Annotated in this window: 15 protein-coding genes and 2 pseudogenes; 12 read left to right on the top strand and 5 right to left on the bottom strand. The window is 40.2% G+C overall.

The genetic code is table 11. The annotated features are described in order from the left end of the window. Window positions 1-130 precede the first annotated feature (130 nt). The 8 genes and pseudogenes from HFA01_RS18950 to HFA01_RS14050 all read left to right on the top strand — a co-directional run bounded on the left by HFA01_RS18950 (window position 131) and on the right by HFA01_RS14050 (window position 6,647). Complete coding sequence (locus tag HFA01_RS18950) at window positions 131-307, top strand: hypothetical protein (RefSeq protein ID WP_167506251.1); 177 nt, start codon at window positions 131-133, stop codon at window positions 305-307. A gap of 97 nt (window positions 308-404) precedes the next feature. Further along, window positions 405-551, top strand: a complete 147-nt coding sequence (locus HFA01_RS18945; protein ID WP_167506250.1) for a hypothetical protein — start codon at window positions 405-407, stop codon at window positions 549-551. A 319-nt stretch (window positions 552-870) separates the two neighbouring features. Continuing rightward, entirely contained in the window at window positions 871-1,461 is a 591-nt protein-coding gene (locus tag HFA01_RS14070) for a transposase (protein WP_146817318.1), read from the top strand. 16 nt (window positions 1,462-1,477) lie between these two features. Then, window positions 1,478-2,435: pseudogene (locus tag HFA01_RS19210) on the top strand (ATP-binding protein); the annotation flags it as partial. Between the two features lie 81 nt (window positions 2,436-2,516). After that, window positions 2,517-2,825, top strand: coding sequence for a magnesium chelatase subunit ChlI family protein (locus HFA01_RS19200; RefSeq protein ID WP_307725374.1), 309 nt, complete (start codon window positions 2,517-2,519; stop codon window positions 2,823-2,825). A gap of 592 nt (window positions 2,826-3,417) precedes the next feature. Continuing rightward, window positions 3,418-3,720 (top strand): annotated as a pseudogene (locus HFA01_RS14060) (aldehyde dehydrogenase family protein); the annotation flags it as partial. Window positions 3,721-4,249: 529 nt separating this feature from the next. Beyond that, the gene (locus HFA01_RS14055; protein WP_146817314.1) at window positions 4,250-4,774 is read left to right on the top strand and encodes a DUF6241 domain-containing protein; all 525 of its coding nucleotides are present in this window, start codon (window positions 4,250-4,252) and stop codon (window positions 4,772-4,774) included. Between the two features lie 1,462 nt (window positions 4,775-6,236). Next, on the top strand, window positions 6,237-6,647 hold the full coding sequence (locus HFA01_RS14050) for a DUF6241 domain-containing protein (protein ID WP_146817312.1): 411 nt from the start codon (window positions 6,237-6,239) through the stop codon (window positions 6,645-6,647). Between the two features lie 890 nt (window positions 6,648-7,537). On the opposite strand, the gene HFA01_RS14045 is transcribed toward HFA01_RS14050, so the two are convergent. Next, on the bottom strand, window positions 7,538-8,008 hold the full coding sequence (locus HFA01_RS14045; protein WP_146817310.1) for a hypothetical protein: 471 nt from the start codon (window positions 8,006-8,008) through the stop codon (window positions 7,538-7,540). A gap of 582 nt (window positions 8,009-8,590) precedes the next feature. On the opposite strand from HFA01_RS14045, the gene HFA01_RS14040 reads away from it, so the two are divergent. The 4 genes from HFA01_RS14040 to HFA01_RS14025 all read left to right on the top strand — a co-directional run bounded on the left by HFA01_RS14040 (window position 8,591) and on the right by HFA01_RS14025 (window position 13,575). After that, a complete protein-coding gene (locus HFA01_RS14040; protein ID WP_146817308.1) occupies window positions 8,591-10,111 on the top strand; it encodes an AAA family ATPase in 1,521 nt (506 codons plus the stop codon). Between the two features lie 183 nt (window positions 10,112-10,294). Beyond that, on the top strand, window positions 10,295-11,065 hold the full coding sequence (locus tag HFA01_RS14035) for a DNA polymerase beta superfamily protein (protein ID WP_167506249.1): 771 nt from the start codon (window positions 10,295-10,297) through the stop codon (window positions 11,063-11,065). A gap of 74 nt (window positions 11,066-11,139) precedes the next feature. Continuing rightward, a complete protein-coding gene (locus HFA01_RS14030; RefSeq protein ID WP_146817304.1) occupies window positions 11,140-12,435 on the top strand; it encodes a hypothetical protein in 1,296 nt (431 codons plus the stop codon). Window positions 12,436-12,468: 33 nt separating this feature from the next. Continuing rightward, window positions 12,469-13,575 (top strand): hypothetical protein, encoded by a 1,107-nt coding sequence (locus tag HFA01_RS14025; RefSeq protein WP_146817302.1) that lies wholly within the window; start codon window positions 12,469-12,471, stop codon window positions 13,573-13,575. A gap of 467 nt (window positions 13,576-14,042) precedes the next feature. On the opposite strand, the gene HFA01_RS14015 is transcribed toward HFA01_RS14025, so the two are convergent. From HFA01_RS14015 to HFA01_RS14000, 4 genes are all read right to left on the bottom strand, one after another. Next, window positions 14,043-15,542 (bottom strand): sodium:solute symporter family protein, encoded by a 1,500-nt coding sequence (locus HFA01_RS14015; protein ID WP_146817298.1) that lies wholly within the window; start codon window positions 15,540-15,542, stop codon window positions 14,043-14,045. A gap of 95 nt (window positions 15,543-15,637) precedes the next feature. After that, entirely contained in the window at window positions 15,638-16,060 is a 423-nt protein-coding gene (locus tag HFA01_RS14010; protein ID WP_146817296.1) for a Zn-ribbon domain-containing OB-fold protein, read from the bottom strand. Beyond that, window positions 16,057-17,217: a thiolase family protein gene (locus HFA01_RS14005; protein ID WP_146817294.1), complete on the bottom strand. Its 1,161-nt coding sequence runs from the start codon at window positions 17,215-17,217 to the stop codon at window positions 16,057-16,059. Before HFA01_RS14005 ends, HFA01_RS14010 begins: the two co-directional genes overlap by 4 nt. Further along, window positions 17,217-19,160: an acetoacetate--CoA ligase gene (locus tag HFA01_RS14000; RefSeq protein WP_146817292.1), complete on the bottom strand. Its 1,944-nt coding sequence runs from the start codon at window positions 19,158-19,160 to the stop codon at window positions 17,217-17,219. Before HFA01_RS14000 ends, HFA01_RS14005 begins: the two co-directional genes overlap by 1 nt. Window positions 19,161-19,174 lie beyond the last annotated feature (14 nt).

The following is a 19,174-nucleotide window of genomic DNA, read 5'->3' as shown; positions in this document are numbered from 1 at the left end:
AATTGAGGAAGTGTTTTTCTTATGCACAAATCCGTCATTACTCACCATTAGTGCTCCCTCCTACATTCACACGTTTCTCCTATCCGTTCGTATTCTAAAAGGTAAGCTAAAACGGATAGGAGAGAATGATATGGGAGATTTGATACCTTTTAACCCGACAGGAAGAAAAGAACTTGATGATGTGATTCTAGAATTCCTAATGCACAGAGAAAAAATGTCAAATGCAAAATCAAGGGCGGAAATGGAATATCACTATAATATGGCGTTGTGGGTTCTAGAGGAAGCAAGATCTAAAAAAGAAGATTGATCAGGATAGTCTGGCTCAGCATCGTTTTTTGGTGCTGGGGTTTTTTTGTGCATGGAAGACATGGTGTTGAGATCTTGCATCGATGAGGCTCCTTGATATGGCAGATCAGGGATATGTAGCAATTGTGTATTGTTACAGAACGTTGTTTGTACCTTATGGAAGAGGAATGGTTGAAGTGGATCGGACACATGGAGTCAGACCCACATGGATGGGATCATTGGATTTCACGAAGCGTTACCGATAAGAGTGCCTCTCGCTGGGGCATGTGGGCCAGCGTCAGACACCATGGGGAGCGGGCTGTCTGTGTGTTGAGGACTTGCTTGATAAGGATCCATAATAAATTCGATCAGCCGTATGTTAGGAAGGATGATAGGGAGGGATTTATTGTTAGAAAAATATAAAATTCGTTTTTCGGGTGCAAGAGAGACTAGGAAATACAATTTTCCAATAGAAGAAGTTACCTTATCAAACTTATGATCCTTTGAATTCTCAACTTTGTGGATTCGTGCTCCAGAGTAACCTCCTTTATAATGAAGGCAGTTTCAAATTAAGGAGGTGAAGGTGTGTCAAGAAAGCCACGACAATGGTACAAAGGGGCAAGATTTCATATTACGGCAAGAGGAAACCGGGGAAGTGATTTGTTTTATGATGATGCAGATTTTGAAGAGTACATTCAGTTCATCCGCTGGTGCCAAGAGGACATGCCATTCATCCTCCACGCCTACTGCTTAATGACAAACCACATCCACTTTCTACTTGAAGTAAAAAGTCATTCCCCGGGAGAGATTATGAAGTTTATCCAGTTCCGTTACGCAAAGTACTTCAATAGCCGTCATAAAGTGTATGGTCATTTGTTCCAAGGGCGGTATTACTCCAAGCTCATCGATACAAGAGCATATTTCCTTGCAGCAAGTAAATACATACACCTAAACCTAAACCCCGTAGAAGCGGGAATCTGTTCTAAACCTCATTCCTATATGTGGAGCAGTTATCCATGTTATCTATCAAATAAAGAAAGTCCAATCTTAACCACAAAAGCACTTTTGAATTGTTTTCAAGAACCAAAAAGGTTACGGTACAGAGCCTATATCATGCAGGGAGGAGGGGAAGCGTTTGTCGACTATTGTAAAGAGTATCGGCCTCAAGGGTCTTGAAGGATACGTCGTTGGTGTGGAGGCGCAGTCTCTAAGTGGACAGGAGCAGATTTCTGTCATCGGTCTGCCGGATGCCTCCATAAAAGAATCCAAAGATCGGTTGAAGGGTGCCTTGCATTCGGTGGATGCGGATGTGTCAGGAAGGCATATGATCATACTTCTCTCTCCGACGGAACAGAAAAAGAACGGGCCGATGGCAGATCTTGCGATGGCTATTGCTATGCTCAAAGAAACGCATCAACTTGTTGGGAATATACCCAATCATACAGCCTTTCTTGGCACGCTTTCCCTCGATGGATCTGTACATGAAACCGAAGGAATGCTTGCAGCGGTGATGCAGGCAAGGGAGCTTGGCTTCAATCGCATCTATGTCCCTGCCCAAATGGGAGGTATCGAACAATTGGGAGATAACGACCTCCTCCTTTTACCAATTTCTCATTTAAAAGAAGTGGTCGATCATTTGAATGGCATGCATCAGCTATCTTTTTCTATGCCTCACAAGACGAGGGTTCGGGAAACGGCAGGCTCTGAGTGGACCACCGATTTCTGTGAGGTGATTGGTCATGAGGTTCCTAAACGTGCGTTAATGGTCGCAGCGGCTGGTAGTCATCACGTTCTCATGAGTGGTCCACCTGGATGTGGGAAAAGTCTCCTTGCATCAGCATTTCCATCCATTATGCTTCAGCTGTATCCCTAATAGGCGGCGGTACCACCCCCCGACCAGGAGAAGTTTCCCTTGCTCACGGGGGTGTTCTTTTTCTAGATGAAATGGCCGAGTTCCCGAAAAAGACGTTAGACATGCTGCGACAGCCTCTTGAGTCCGGAAAAGTGACCATCAGCCGTGTCAGCGGAACGGTTACTTATCCATCGCGCTTTGTTCTGATCGGACCACCAACCCCTGTCCATGCGGGTACCAGGGCGCGAAAAATAAGTATTGTACATGCACACCGACACAAATCAACAGTTACCAGCTGCGAGTGTCGGGACCCATCATGGACAGAATGGATATTCTGCTAAAACTGGAGCCCGTTACGATTGAATCCGGTAGGCAGAGGATGAGTTCAGCTGAAATGCAGAAAAAGGTCATTACGGCGAGGGAGCGGCAGTATGCGAGATATGGGGCAGAGCTGACCAACAGCATCATCCCCTACGAAACGCTTATCCAACTTTCGCCCATAGATTCCACATTACATAGATATTTGAAAGAGATCAGTATTGCTTATCATTTCAGTAACCGGGTTCAAGTCAATATCATCCGGACAGCGAGAACAATCGCCGATTTGGATGGGGAAAGGGAAATCACTAAAGAAGCTCTGTCAGAAGCGGTTAAATATCGAGGACATAGTAGCATGGTCTCAATCTAACGCACCATGGGTTTTATTAGAAGGGAGGTCTAAAGGGGAAGGTTGATAATTAGAGCATAGTATCAAAGTTTTAAAGATTTCCCTTTGATACTGTGTTTGTTTTTAAAAAATGGCGGTTACCTTTGTTTGGATGCGAAGAGTCTTTGTTTTTCGTGTAATTGTCTATCGCTATTGTAATGGTGGAAAGAAAGCGTTTTTCCGCATTGGATACAATGGAGTCAGACCCACCTTGTTTAGACCATTGCATTGCAGCTGCGTTAACTATAAGAGTGACTACAGTGAGGGCATCTGCGCCAGCGTCAGACACTATGGGTAGCGGGCTGCTCAGTGTTTGAGTCTGTTTGGTAAGTGTACATTGTGAGTTTCTTTATATAATATGACGAATGCATTTACAAACAGAAAAGTATGGATTCTTCTAACAAATAAAAAGATTATGGAATATTATATGATAAAAACTTAACGAAAAATATCTAGTTCCTATACACTAAGTAACCGTGCGGCAAAATGTTACAAAGTATGACAAAAGGATTACTTGTTGGTTACAGAATGGCCTGCATAATAAAAAGACATATAGCTTCGGGGGAATTACATAATGATTTTTGCAAATCCAAACACAAAAGATGCACTAGTTAACTACAAAGAACAGTATCAGAATTTCATTGGCGGAGAATGGGTTGCACCAAAGAATGGTCAATACTTAGATGTAATCTCTCCAGTTAGTGGTAAAGTGTTTACAGCTGTACCACGTTCTTCATCTGAGGATGTTGAAGCGGCACTTGATGCAGCACATGCAGCGAAAGAGACTTGGGGTAAAACTTCTGTTGCTGAACGTGCGGTAATCTTAAATAAAATTGCAGATCGAATTGAAGAGAATTTAGAAATGCTAGCGGTGTCCTTTGTCATCCGCGCTAAAGAATTATCAAAGGACGAATAATGAACACTGAATAGCAGGAAGCCGATTATTCGGCCTCCTGCTTTTTAGTTAAGCACCATGGAATCCTGCATCTTCTTCTTATCAAAACGAGGTGTGAACCGATGCTTCCCAAAAAAGTCAAAATTTTTCATTCAATTTCCGTCTTTTTTTCTAATACAATCGTTTAATTGTTATGGGGGAAGGCTCTTTTATTTCACATAATTCAGTACATTGGTGCTATACATTACAAAAGGTTGGGGAAATAAGTACGAAATCTAAGAAGGTTCTTCCTAGGATGGTATTAGCGTCAACGATTTTGTTGGTATATAAAGATGATTCTGCCGCAACAAGTGGAATTGGTAAGAAGTAACGAAGGAAAGGACTGTTTTTTTGTAAGCGACTGTGAAAATTTGTTGTTGGAATGACTTCCAGGGAAATGGAAACAAGAAAGTTGGATCATACGTCACGCATAATTGCCGCATTTAAACAATTAAAGGAGGCGGGGAACTATATGGCGGAAAAAATTCTGAAGTGGTCATTGTATTCGTTAGGAGCAGTATCTCTTATTGTAATTGTGGCAATCGTTTGGGATGTGGTTTCAGGATTTCAAGCAGAAGGTAATTCCATAACGAAAGAACAAGAACAGATCATGAAGGAAGTCAACGAACCAACAGAACAAAAAGAAATAAAAGCAGTGGAAGAAAACGGTATTCCTTCCGAACGGTCTTTTATGCAGGAACTGCACGAAATGACGCACCAAAAGGTTCGGGCAAACGACAAGCGCGGAAGCCAACAAATGACGTCGGAACAAATTGACCGTATGCTTGGAATATTGAAATCAGTTGAAGAAACCGAAGACCATTACGAACATTTTGACTTTTACAAGAAGTCATTGGAAGCATGGGATAAAGGTGACTTCTCCAACGCCGTAACTGTTCACAATACCATTTGGGAATGGCAGAACGGATCGATCGGATGGGCTACGGGGCTTATGAGCGAAGAGGAAGAACGTGAATATATCCAGCGTAATTTCTAATAAATAACTCTATAGAAAAAATCTACTTTCCAGATAAAGAATCGCTTCAAAGCATCTTAGCTTTGGAGCGATTTTAATTTATGTTGGAATGAAGCCAGTGAAATGTCGCGCATCATTATAAAACGTAAAATTTTCGAAATAATAAGAGCGAAGGGAGGGATAAACATGGCGCAAGGAAACAAAAAGCTTTCAAATAAAAATGCAAAGATTCATGATCGTAAAGAAGAGAACCAGCCGAGGGAAAAACGATAATAGTTTAATGATTGACAAACAGCCAGTAAAATTCTTGTCTTGAAGCTTTGAAGAATGAGCATAAGAACCATACAACTTGTGCTCGTTCTTTTAGAAAACCTGTTAAACAGAAAAAGGCTGGCATTCAGCCAGCCAAAATCGCTTATATAGGGAATTTGTTTAAGTTGAAAACAGAGAATTTTAAACCGTTGTTGACAACATTGACCTTCACCATTCGGGACTTGAACCCTAAAGTCTATGCTCACGCCGGGCAACATTCAAAAAAGGCTAGTGATATAATCACTAACCTTTCTATCTAAGTATTTATCCCTTGTTTGAGTAGTAAGATACTTCACACCGTTCATCGCACCACGGATACTTATCTGAGCAACCACCACGACCACAATTTTCGCAATCTCTCATTCTTATTACACCCATTATTTACCACCTCCTTTATTTTAAAATTCTAACCAAATTGATAACTTTTATCAATAGGATTCTTTCGACAAACATCGTCGGGGCCTGCCCTCTCAGTGAGTTAGAGCTTTAAAGAATAGCGTGGGATCAAAGGTTTATAAGTAATATTACATTATTTATATATGTGTATTTATACATGTAAACATACTTGATTGGAATGGTATCTATATCTGTTAGACTATTCTTTATTATTTTTTCTTTCGGTGCCGTCTTTTCTTCTAATAGTATCGTCTAATTGTTAGCGGGGAAAGGCTGTTTTATTAAATTAATGAAGTACATTGGAGCAATACAGTACATAAGGTTGGGTAAATAAGTACGAAATCATAGAATGTACTTACAATGAGGAGATTATCGTCGTTTGTTGGTAGTTTGTAATGATCCTGTGCCAACAAGTAAAACTGGAAAGAAGAAACGCTTAAAGGAAAGGGCTGCTTCGTGTAAGTGACTGTGAAGAATTTCTAGTTGAAAAAACTTAATATAAAAGGAAACGAAGAAGCTGGTTGCATGTGCTAGTTGAATGATGAGCAATCATTCGACAAGCATAATTTAGCTAATTTTAATGTGAACAAAGACGCATTGTCGAACGACTTATTTGCGTTTTTACACTGAAAATAGACAATTAAAGGAGACGGGGAACTATATGTTAGAAAGAATTCTAAAATGGTTATTGTATTCGTTGGGTGCATTATCTCTTATTGTAATTGGGGCAATTATTTGGGGGGGTATTTCTGGATTTCAAGCAGAAGGTAATTCCATGACGAAAGAACAAGAACAGATCATGAAGGAAGTCAACGAACCCACGGAACAAAAAGAAATAAAAGCAGTTGAAAAAGATGGTATTCCTTCTGAACGTTCTTTTAGGCAGGAACTACACGAAATGACGCACCAGAAGGTTCGAGCAAACGAAAAGCGCGGAAGTCAACAAATGACGGCAGAGCATATTGACCGTATGCTTGGAATATTGAAATCAGTGGAAGGAACCGAAGACCATTACGAACATTTTGATTTTTATAAGAAGTCGTTGGAAGCATGGGACAAGGGTGACTTCTCCAACGCCGTCACTGTTCACAATACCATTTGGGAATGGCAAAACGGAACGATTGGAAGGGCGACGGGGCTTATGAGCGAAGAAGAAGAACGTGAATATATAAAGCGAAACTTCTAACAAACAACTCTTATCTTCGTGCCTTCACCGGTACGTTAGGGCGCTAAGGATACCATGCCAAAGAATGTGGCAACTGTATTAGCGAATGTTCATGAAATTCAAGGTTTTCGATACTGGGGGTCTGGTTCATGTTGCTTTCATGTAGCTGTTCTTCTCTCATACATACAGCAACGTCATTAGCCCCCAGTATTGATACCGCCAACATCCACACGTTTTCCATATCCGTTCGTATTCTAAAAGGTATGGCAATATGAATGGGGGAGAACTATATGGGGGATTTGATACCTTTTAACCCGACAGGAAAAAAGAACTTGATGATGTGATTCTAAAATTCTTAATGCACAGAGAAAAAATGACAAATGCAAAATCAAGGGCGGAAATGGGATATCACTATAATATGGCGATATGGGTTCTAGAGGAAGCAAGATCTAAAAGAGAAGATTGATCAGGATAGGCTGGCTCAGCATCGATGTTTTTTGGTGCTGGGCTTTTTTTGGATGGGACACATTAAGCTAGATCTACATTGATGAAATCATTGAATTTCACGAAGCGTTATCTGTAAGAGTGCCTCTTGCTGGGGCATCTGGGCCAGAGTCAAATACCATGGGTAGTGGGCTGTCTTTGTTTTTAGCTCTTGCAGGATAAGAGGCAACAGCTTTATTGAGCTGGCAGAAAGCTGTTAAATCGACATGATAGTATTAAACAGAATCAAACTTAGAACACAAGGATAAAAGGTATCATGAAGGTTTAATATAGTTAGAAGAAGACGGAAACTTGAGTGTTTAGAGTGTCTCGACTGGGTTTCTCTAGTAGTAAGTAATTCAGTTTCAAGGGAGTGGAAAACTTCTCCCAGTATTCATTTTGTTCTTATAGCAAATTATCTATCAGAATCATTTCCTCTTTTTATGCATAGCATCGGCATGTTTCTTAAGTCGGCTTGCTCCTGATATAGATTGATGGTTTTCTCTATCTGCTGCAGGTTCTGTTTTCTTTCCTTTACTTAGCACATGATTAGGTGCACGATTCGGTCTTTCTATAGCTTTTATTGTATCTGCTTCTGTTATTCTTTCGGGAATAGCTGGTGTATGTTTTTCTGTTGCCTGTTCTGTTCCCGTATGTTGAAGCATCTCTTGAACTCTCGTACTCCGTTCATCGTTTGGTTTACGATAAGTGCGATGTAAGAATACATTTTTTATCCATGCCAACAGTAGAATAATCGGAGGGATAAACCATATTTTTCTTAAGGCTTCATGCCCACCCCCACTTCCGAACGAATAAACTAGTTTGTATAAGAAATTCCCTTCAGACTGCCAGAATACAATAAGAGTAGATAAACAAAAAATACCGAATAAAAATGTCATATAATGTAACCCTGTATTTGTCTTATGGACGAAAAGAATAATTAAAACGCTAAGTATTAAGGGAATCCACAAGTTCTCCAGACCAAAAGTGTCATATATAAGCCAGGATCCGTATAAGTAGCCCATCGCTCCATATGAAACCCATAACCATTGTTTATGAAAACCCTCGTAATTCTTCTTCATTCCCCAGACAACAGCGGTTATACAAGCAGTCCATATTGCTGCATCTTTTAAGTACCAGGACGATTCCCCCCAATTGCTCATAATGCCCATGTAACCCAAGGATAGAAAAAACAAGAAGGCATAAAAAGTGTAAAAGCGGAGCAGAATTCTCAATATACTTCCTCCTTTTCTTTTTGATAGATAAGCAAGTGCAATGAAAAGACAACCTGTTTCGCATTTCTATTATAAAGTTAATTTACATACTTATGTGAATATTATGAAGTAATAAACGTGTAAATAATTTCGTTACATTAAGCGGAATTCCATTAAATAATTCTTTCTGTGAGACTTTCATACCATTGGTTTGATTAGGTGGTATAATGGATTAAATTACAATATTTAACTTTAAGAGGAGGACTTATGCAGTATTTTCATACACAGAATGAACTGAAAAAATTGATTCTTGCCGGGTATCCCCTTATCTATATTGTTACTGATGACCAACGCCCTGTTATGCAAACAATTCATGAAGTTGTGAAAAGTTGTACGAGTGCGGGTTTTAGCCTATACACCTGGAATGAGGTATCCGGTTTGTATGATGAACAGAAGAAAGAAGTAAAACATTTGAATTCCGAAGAATCATTGAGATATTTAAATGCATTAGACTCTGACAGTATTGTTGTTCTTCATGATTTTCATAATTTTATAAAAAACGATAAGAGATCGGTTCAAAATTTGAAAGAATGTTTGATGAAAATTAAACAACCGATTTCGCCAATGTTCAAGGTGGCTCGATATGAAAAAGATTACAAGCCACACAATAAAACGATTATCATAACAGCCCCAAATGCAACAGTACCCCCAGAATTAAATAAATTGATGCATATCATCCACTTTGAGCGTCCGGGCCTTCTTGAAATCGAAACCATACTTAAGGAATTTGCAAAAGAGGAGGATTTTTATGATGAAGAGAACCATACTCAAATCCTGCAAGCCTCTCTAGGCCTGACTGAAACGGAGATTATCAATGCCTATTCCTACAGCATTATCTCTAACAAAAAAATCGACCCGCCTGTTGTTAAACGTCAAAAAAAGCAGATAATCGAAAAAAGTGGATTATTGGAATACGAAGAACCATCAATGAGTTTGGAAGATGTAGGGGGCCTAAATAACCTCCTTAACTGGATTAAAAAACGCAAAATTGCTTACGATGAGCAACGTAGAGAGAAATATAAACTAGATTACCCTAAGGGACTATTAATGACTGGGATTCAGGGGTGCGGAAAAAGCTTTACGGCTAAAGCCATCGCTTCTTATTTTCAAGTACCTTTTTTAAAGATGGATATGGGAAGTCTGATGAACAAATGGGTGGGGGAAAGTGAATCCAACATCCGTAATGCACTTAGTGTAGCAGAATCCATAGCTCCATCTGTTCTTTTTATTGATGAAATAGAGAAAGGCATCGCAGATCCTTCAAGTGGCAATAGTCATGAGGTATCCAACCGTATACTATCTACCCTCCTAACCTGGCTTCAAGAAAAAACAGCTCCTGTCTTCGTTGTCGCAACTTCAAATAACATTGATAAACTTCCACCGGAGTTGCTACGGAAGGGACGTTTTGATGAAATCTTCTTCATTGACTTACCAGATGAGAAAAGCCGCGCAGATATATTCACGCTAAAGCTTAAAAAGAAAAGACAAAATCCCGATCATTTTGATACTGCATCTTTGGCCAAGCTATCTCTTGGTTTTTCCGGTGCTGAAATCGAAAGTGCTGTTAACGAAGCTCTTTTTGAAGCGGCTTATCAAGATATAGAACTTTCTACGAATTTAATTAAAGATGAACTTAATCGTACTAGTCCGTTATCTATTTCGATGAAAGATAAAATCGAGGAAATTAAATTGTGGGCAGAGGAAAATTATATTCGAAAAGCCTATTAAAAGGAAAAAGCAAAGCCAATCGCTTTGCTTTTTTAGATTATTATCTTATTGGTTCTCAATCGTCATTTTTATTTTAAATATTCAGATAATTTTATGGAATTTCAAATTGCTTCCATGTATAATGGTGTTGTTCTTTATATAGCACGAAAAAATTCATGCGAAAGGAAGGTGGTTTGTTTGTGGGTGAGAAGAGATACTAAATCATTTGTTAATCTTACGTTAAAACATATTGAAAACCCACTATTTATCGTGCTAACAGGCTCTAGAATGTACGGTTTTCATGATGAAGAAAGTGACTGGGATGTGTATGCTGTTTTTATTCATCCTAGCAATCAATTGCTAGGTTTATACGAACCAGACAATGAAATAATGACTCCCGAGATAAAACTGTATAACCGTACAGTTAGTGTTAAGGGGGAGGAAGTACAGCTGGTATTTCAAAAATTAATACAAGGGAATATGAAAACTTTTGAACGGATTTTCTCTCCTGAAGCAATTATGAAGATGGATGCCTATAAACATATTCGGAGCTTATCAAAAAGGTTTTTTACTCAAAGATTAATTGAAAGCTATATGAATTATATTGAAGAAATGAAGAGGGAATTTCAAAGGACGGACAATATTAAATTTTTAATATACTCTTTGCGAAGTGCAATGACTGCAGATCTCTTACTGAAATCAAGTGTTTTTAATACTAGGGTTAAAGATATTTATCCTTTATATTCAAATTCTAATTTAAAGAACTTATTAAAATCAAAGAGAAATGGTTCCCCTAGTCCAAACGTCCAAAAAGCATTTGACGAGATCAATACTATTCAAGACTATATATCAACAATGAGATTTAAACTACCGAAGGAATCCAAGGAAAAGGATGTCAAGAGAGCCCATGAAATTTTAGTCTCTTTAAGAATGCAATATTTACTTTCTAGAAGAGATTTCCTCTCATTCAAATAAGTAAATAAAATAATTGTATTAATTTATTTTAGTGAATTGTTTATATTCCAATATTTCTATAAGGAGGGAATATAGTGGAAAGACAAGACCTTGAATGGATGCCTTTAAAGATGGAGGTAGGATGTTGTGAGAGTAAGAAAAAAAGTTGTCTACCTGAAAAATCAGTTGCTTATGAATGTCGTGATAGGAAGATCAGTCATAAAAATAAACAATATATATGTCAAGGAGGTACTGTACAACAACATATATGCAAGCATTTAGTCCATATTGAGAACGAAAGATGGGATTTAATTCCATATATAAAGGAATATTACAATGATTACAATGAAATAAAAGAAGCTCTTTATAAAAAAACCAAACTTGGAAAGGAGAACGAATACGTAAAACTTGAAATGGTATATAAAGATATATCAACTAAAGAAATTTTAAGAGAATATCATCAATTTTTAGCCTATTCATATATTAATGATAAAAATAAAGAATCTAAAATATATATCGGGAGTGGTCAATTAGAAGGGGTGTTCGTTGTTATAAGAGAAGATTGGAACAAACGAGATAGAGTGAGAACAGCGTTTAGACCAAGAATAAAATTAGGAAAGATAAACAATCCCTTTACAATATGTGAAAGTAATTACTTAGGGGTTACTTGTACTCATATGATAAAATCCAATGTGTTCAATGAAACTAAGGACAATGGATTTAAATGGCTGAAGAAGCCAATACATGATATTCCTGATTTTCCTAGCAAGGAGGATCTAATTGTAGGACTCAAGGACATTATTTCATATAAGTCACTGCATTTCACAAAAAGTAAAAGCGAAAATGAGCGGTATAGAAAAATAGCCATATATTTATTAAAACAATATCAACTTACTAAAAGGATGTATGATGAACATAAGTGGGGTCAATTAACTGTAAAACCAGACAGTTTTTATTTCCAAGTCCTTCTTCATTATGTAAGCATAATGAAAAACAGGTTAAGTATAGATAAAATTAATTCATTGGAGAAAAGTATAGTAGTGAAAAATATCATAAGACAAATGTTTACAGATTTTAAAATGTATGAAAAAGAGTTAAAAGAATACTTAAATGACAAGTTTTTCTATAAAGAAATTTTAGAAAAACTTACAAATCAAAAGAAAGAGATGGAAAGTTTCTTAGAAGAAAATGACATAGATGAGGAACTATTTTATTTAGATTTCAACATTTTTCATTACAACTATTTAAAGGCCAATATAAAGGTATTGGAAAAGTATAATATGAGCTATGAAACACAGTTTAGTGATAGACACCTTGACGATTTGGAAGACTATCATAATAAATGGCGGAATTGCTTTGACTTACTCTATAGGGAGTACTCCATAAAATAATTGTATGACTCATATATTTAAGGAGAATCTAAAGTGGATGAAATCTTAAAAAGTTTAGTAGGTAATGATATATATGAAAAGAGTAACCTTAGGATAAATATATATAATCGCACACATAACGAAGAATATGAAAGGAGGGTTAAAAAACTTTCCTCTTATAGTTTCATGCAAACCCTTTTTAGTGATTTGTATTCAATTTTAAAGTATGATATAAAAAATCTTCCATTGAAAGAAGAGCACTTGCGGTTTTTGCATAAGTACTACAGAGATTCTATTTCAGAAAAGATTATGGAACAACATAAGACAAAAGAAGACGCAATTAGAACACTAATTTATAAAGTACGGTTGCTTAATATAATAAAAAGCAATCAACAAAATGATGTAGGCGTGACCCTTCTTATGAACCCTCATATTAGTATAAATTCTACATTATATATTTTAAAGAAAGTGACACAAGTAAAAGGTGTTATATTAGTCCCTCCTTTAATAATGGAGTCTATAAGTCCTAAACAATATAAAAACAGAGTGAGAGGGATAAAAAAAAGCAATAAAAAAGAAAATCAAGAAATAAATATAATTAAAGATTTATATAAGAAACTTGGAATGCACATTAGTTTAACAAGAGACCAAGCTGAATCCATAAAGAAGAAATTTATGCTCCCTGTATCAGAAGGAGAATGGATTCTTTTATGCCCTCTCAACATAGAAGAGTTTGCTGGGGCGGCTTATAAATTAATTAATAATGATAGAAAACCTGAGGGTAGTATTGCTAGTAAAATGAACAAGGAGATTTTTAGTGATGGTTTTATAATGGACTCGATTTATAACTTTGTTCTTTTACATGAATTCGGTCATTCTGTTTTTAAGAGTTATGATAATGAAAGGGGAGAATATCATTTCTCAGTATCTCATAACATATTGAAAAAACTAGGTTTAAATGTTGACAGCGTAATTATTGATGATGAGAATAAAGCTGACATCTTTGCACTTACTCTAATGGAAAATAAACAAAAGATAACTATCAGAATGATGAATGATTTAATTGTAAGTGCAAGCAGTATAGATGCTTTTATTGCAAGTTTTTTATCGAATAATTATAATTTACTGAACGATTTAATTGATAATGAAATTGATAAATAGTAGAGTTGCTACCTAATATGCAGGGGATCTAATTCCAATCTTTATTAATGCAGCAACCTATGCGAACCTTGTTGCTGTAGTGGTCATAGAGATTCATTTGTATGTATCTATTGTTTATCATCATAGTTTTTTGGCTCAGCCTGAGTAAACTGTACGTAAAAGGACAAGAAACCCCTCTTTCGTAGCCGATGAAAATGTTGTTTTTATTCCCCTGGTTTTTCTCAGTGGAATACCGGTTGCTTCTATTATGTTGTTACCTAATGCTTAATTCTTTGTCGGTGCTCACAGGGGGTATATCAATAGGCGACTTGCGGGTTCACTCTAGAATGAGGTTAATATAAGTTCTACTACTCAGTGCATTAGATTGTAAGAGGAGTGGCTAACACCAGAGGTTTGACTTCTGGTGTTAGCCACTTATGGGTTACCTTTTAAAAATTTTAAATGTAGTAAGAAGTTAAAGCTTTTAGTTAACCGGATTTCCACAACACTAACTTCTCTTCCTTCGCTTTAGCAGTCAGCACACTCACAATCCCCATGATCACAAAGGCCGCAGCTGCACTAAGGAACATCGCAATAAAGATATTTCCGATTAAGCTAAGAGACGTAAAAGTGACATACAAGGAAGCACCCGTAACCACAGCGGCGATGGCACCGTAGTGATTTGCCCGGTTCCAGAAGTACCCGAGAGTAATCGGTGCGATGATCCCAGATATGATCGCAGAAAAGCTGAATTGAATCAAGAAGGCCAGCGACTCTGGTCGTTCTAGTGAGAAGTAGAGAGACAGTAGTCCGACGACAATCAGTGAGCCTTTTGCCACTTTCAACGATTTGTTGTCCAGTACTTGTGCGGAAATTTTCCTTGAAGTCAGGAACGGTGCAACGACGCGGTACAAGTCGTTACCGATACTAGTGGTGATACCTAAGTACAGGCTGTCCGTGCTGGATAAAATTGCAGAGATAATTCCGACGATCATGATGGCTGCGATGACACTCGGGAAGGCCTCAATGACATAGGTCGGAATCGCCGCATCGGCACTTTGCAAGGTTGGGAAGAGTACGCGGGCGGCGAGTCCACCTAGGACCATCAGCGTTGAAATAATGCATAGCACGAGCCCTGCGGATAATGTGAATGGAGCCAGGTCTTCCTCTTTTTCAATCGATAACACTTTGTTCAACAGGTGTGGCATTAATACGAAACTGAATAGAAGGAACTGGACGGCCATGATGGCAAGCGCACTGTTATACGGACCGCCATCGGCAATTGCAGCGGTCAGGTTCGGATCGATGCTATGCAGGCGATCAGTCAGCACACCGAAGACGTTCCACCCTCCACCAATGGTCCAGAAAAAGGAGACGACGATGAAGATCGAGGTGATCGCCATAAGAATTCCCTGGATGCCGTCCGTGATGATTTGTGCAAAGGCGCCGCCAAGACCAATGTATAGAATCGTGATGGCCACACCGATGATGATGCCCCAGAAGTAGGGAATACCGATGACCGTTTCAAAAATGGTCGCAAGTCCGACATTCTGCCCTACGATGTAATAAACATTGAATAAGATCAGCAAAGAGACGATCGCTTGCAGGGCTTTCGAGTTGTAACGTTTTCCAAGCCACTCTGGAAGTGTCGAGACATGACCGAATTTTTTACCGTAACGCCAAAACGTTTTGGCGAACAGAAGAAGTCCGACCCAGGATACGCCAAAGCAGCCAAGGGTGTACCAAAGCACGGCGGTCCCGTGTTCGTAGGCAAGGCCTGGGACACCGATGAATAGGTTGGCACTGGCATATGAGGTGGCAAAACTGGCACCGACAAGCCAGGGGCTCACTTTTCCCCTGGCCGTGGCAAAACCGGACATCGACTGGCTGTGAGCCCGCCCTTTTTTACCCACCCACGTCACAGCGGCAAAGTATATAGCTAATAAAAGGATGACGGTCCATAGTAATACACTGGAACTTGTAAGCATCGTTTATCGTTCTCCTTTCTTTGTCGTGTAAAAATTCTTCCATATGATTAGTCCGAGCAGCCAGAATAAAGCAACAGCGATGAAATAAGTAAGGATCATATCGTTTCCTCCTGTTTTTTGAAGAATGGTAATGGGTGTGGTCCGATTTCACTGATTTCCATTTCCACTTTCATGTTATAAGTTAAGTCTGTTTCGTCTACCAACACATGCGTCAATAGAGAAGGTCCTTCCTCAAGGACGACCACGCCAACGACATAGGGCGTATGTGCTTGCCAGGCCGGATGTCCGGCTCGATGGATCACACTCCATGTTTTCAGCCTGCCCCGTCCGGACGCTTTTTTCCATGTTAATGAATCATGAAAACAATGGGGACAATGTTCGCGAGGGTAGAAGACCCATTGCTCACATCTGTCACATTGTTGAAGGCTGAGGTGTCCTGCTTGGATGCCTTCCCAAAAAGTCTGACTAACGGGTGTAATCGTGGGACTTGGTAAAGAAATGTTTGGGTGTTGGCTCATTGTTCTCGTCCTAACACAAGGGCCGTTGTTTCACTTAAGGTGGCTCCGTTCCCTGTCACGAGTGCTTTTTTTGCATTAGGGATTTGTCGGTTTCCAGCTTCGCCTCTTAATTGATGGACAGCTTCTACGACATGCGACATGCCGCCTGCCAAATCCGCTTGACCAAAGCCTAGCTGGCCGCCATGCGTGTTCAATGGATAATCTCCGTCATGACCGAAGCTATGGTTTTTGACAAACTCTCCGAACTCACCTGGCTTACATAGACCTGCACTTTCAAGGGTTGTTGCAACGACACTTGTATAACAGTCATACAGGGAGAAAAGGTCAATGTCTTCCACGTTTGTCCGCGCTTGTTCAAGCGCCCTCGGGATTGAATAGTTGAATGGAAGAGCGTCTATACTTGGCGCCTGGCTGACCGCCCGGTGGGTGATCTTTTCACCAGCTCCTTTTAAATAGACTGGTTTATGCTTCCCTTCGGCAGCTTTTTCCGCAGATGTGACGACGACAGCTGCTCCACCGGCAACAGGCATGACGATTTCCAGCAGGTGAAGCGGATCGGCAATCATCGGAGAAAGGAGAATTTCTTCGACTTCGACAGGCTTATTATAAAAAATCGCGTCCGGGTTCAACTGGGCATTCTTTCTGGCCCAATAAGCGATCCTTGCAAAATCCTCCTGGGTGGATTCGTGCTCTTCCATGTGCTGTCTCTTTAAGAGGGCATAGGAAGTATTCGCTCCCGATGCCCCGAAAGGCACATCAAATTCACGGATCGGATTTCGATTCGGGGATCGTAATGTTTCCCCTTTTTCATTTTTGTTGGCTAGAACACAGACGACGGTTTCGCACATGCCGGCCTGGATGGCTGCGGCAGCTCTCCAGATCATTCCCGGTCCGGTCGCTCCACCGAGATCCACCGTGTTGGACATCGTGGGATCGATTCCTAGATATTCAGAAACCGTCGCCGGCACATGCTGCGGGGTTTCCCCGACTTGTGGTCCGACGAGCAGACCGTCGACGTCTTCCTTGGATATGCCGGCATCTTGGATGGCGAGACGGACGGATTCGGCAATTAAACTTAAGGTGGTTTTTCCTTCTGAATAACGGACGGGCTTCAGCTCACCGATTCCGGTGATCGCCCCTTGAATTTGGCTGGCCATTACACGAACTCCCTTTCTGAAAGCTGACTAAATGCTTGTAAGCTGGATGGATTACGTAAGGACGCTTCGTTTTTTACTTCTTCTCCTAAAGCGGCTGTTTTCGCTGCTCCTTCGACTCTTTTTCCATTGATGGTATGAGGGATTTCTTCCACTTGATAAATCCGCTTCGGTACATGACGGGGAGAAGCTTTCACCTTGATTTGCGAGCGTATTTCTTTTGCCAAGTCTTCCGTCAGTTGTTCCGTGACGATACAGAGGACGATTTCTTCATCATGGTCTTTGGGTGCTCCGAATACGACGCTGTCTTTGACTTCTTTGATATGATCGACGACACCGTAAATTTCTGCCGTCCCGATGCGGACGCCGCCCGGATTCAATGTCGTATCGGCACGGCCATAAATGATGAACGATTGGTCAATGGTCTGTTCCGCTAAGTCCCCATGTGTCCAAATCCCTGGTCGTTTGGAAAAGTAGCTCTTCCGGTAGCGTTCTTCTCCACCTTCACCGAAAAAGGTGAGCGGCATGCTTGGGAATGGTTTCGTACAAACAAGGTCGCCCTTTTCTTCGTAGACAGATGCTCCTCGCTCATCCAAAACATCCACCGCCATTCCTAACGCTTTGCATGCGATTTCGCTTTGCTTCAATGGATGAACGGGTGATCCCATCACAAAACAGCCGATGATTTCTGTGCCGCCGGAAATGGAAGCGAGGAAAAGATCATCTTTGATTGTTTGATAGATCCAGTTGTATTGTTCGGGTGCTAAGGGAGCCCCGCAGGAGAGCAGACTTTTCAGAGAGTCGAGCGAATGACTGTTTTTCAAATCGACGCCTGCTTTCATCAATGTATCTAAATACTTAGGACTTGTGCCGAAATGGGTGATGCCGACTTCATCCGCAATGTCCCACAAATGGGTGAGGGAATCCTGCCTTGCGGGAGAGCCGTCATACAACAGGATGGCCGCTTCACTGGCTAACCCTGAAACGAGCCATGGATACATCATCCAGGCGGTATTGGTGTACCAGAACAACACATCATTTTGCTGGACATCGCAATGGAGCTGGTGCTCTTTCACATGTTGCAGGAGGGTACCGCCGACCGAATGAACGATCGCTTTTGGCAGTCCTGTTGTTCCGGACGTATATAAAATGTATAAAGGATGATTAAAAGGAACAGGGTGGAACGTAGGCTCCTCTGCTTTATTGTTGCAAAGCTCGTCCCAGGAAAGAGATTGTAGCCCTTTAATATCTGTTTCATCTCCGAACGTCACAAGAGCAGATAGTCCTTCCAGATGTTCCGTCGTTTGCTTGATTTTATCTTCAATCTGGAATGGTTTTTGCTTATATTGATAGGAGAGAGTAGCGATTAATACTTTCGGTTTCACCTGACCGATGCGATCGACGATTCCTTTCGTGCCGAAGTCAGGAGAGCATGATGTCCATGTTGCCCCTAATGATGTGGTAGCAAGCAAGGCGACCAACCCTTGGATATCGTTCGTGGTGACACCGGCAACACAATCACCTTTTTGTACACCTAACTTTTTCAACCCTTCCTGGGCTTTAGCTACGGATTGTCTCAATTCTTCTAAAGTGAAGCTTCGATGAACCCCTGTCTCATTCGCTTCATAGGCAACGGTTCGATCAAGAGAACCGCGCAGCAGGTTTTCGGCGAAATTCAATCGTGCTTCCGGAAACCATGTACTATCCGGCATCGAAGATCCAGGGATAAACACACGGTCTCCCTTTTCTCCGATAATTCCTGCATAATCCCATACGGCTGACCAAAACTCTGAAATGTGGGAAATGGACCAGCGATGGAACCGTTCATATGGAAAAAGCGGCTGGCCGGTATATTCAGCAAAAGCTTTGATGTGCGATTGTTCTATTCGTTCGCTCGATGGATCCCAAAGATATGGGGAACGCTGAGGTGTGATCGTTGTATTCATTAGATTTGTCTCCT

The sequence above is a fragment of the Halobacillus faecis genome (genome assembly GCF_007991335.1).
In the GTDB taxonomy this organism is placed as follows: Bacteria; Bacillota; Bacilli; order Bacillales; family Halobacillaceae; genus Halobacillus; species Halobacillus faecis.
The sequence above is the reverse complement of the archived record's forward strand: the minus strand, read 5'-3'. Positions and strand labels throughout refer to the sequence as shown.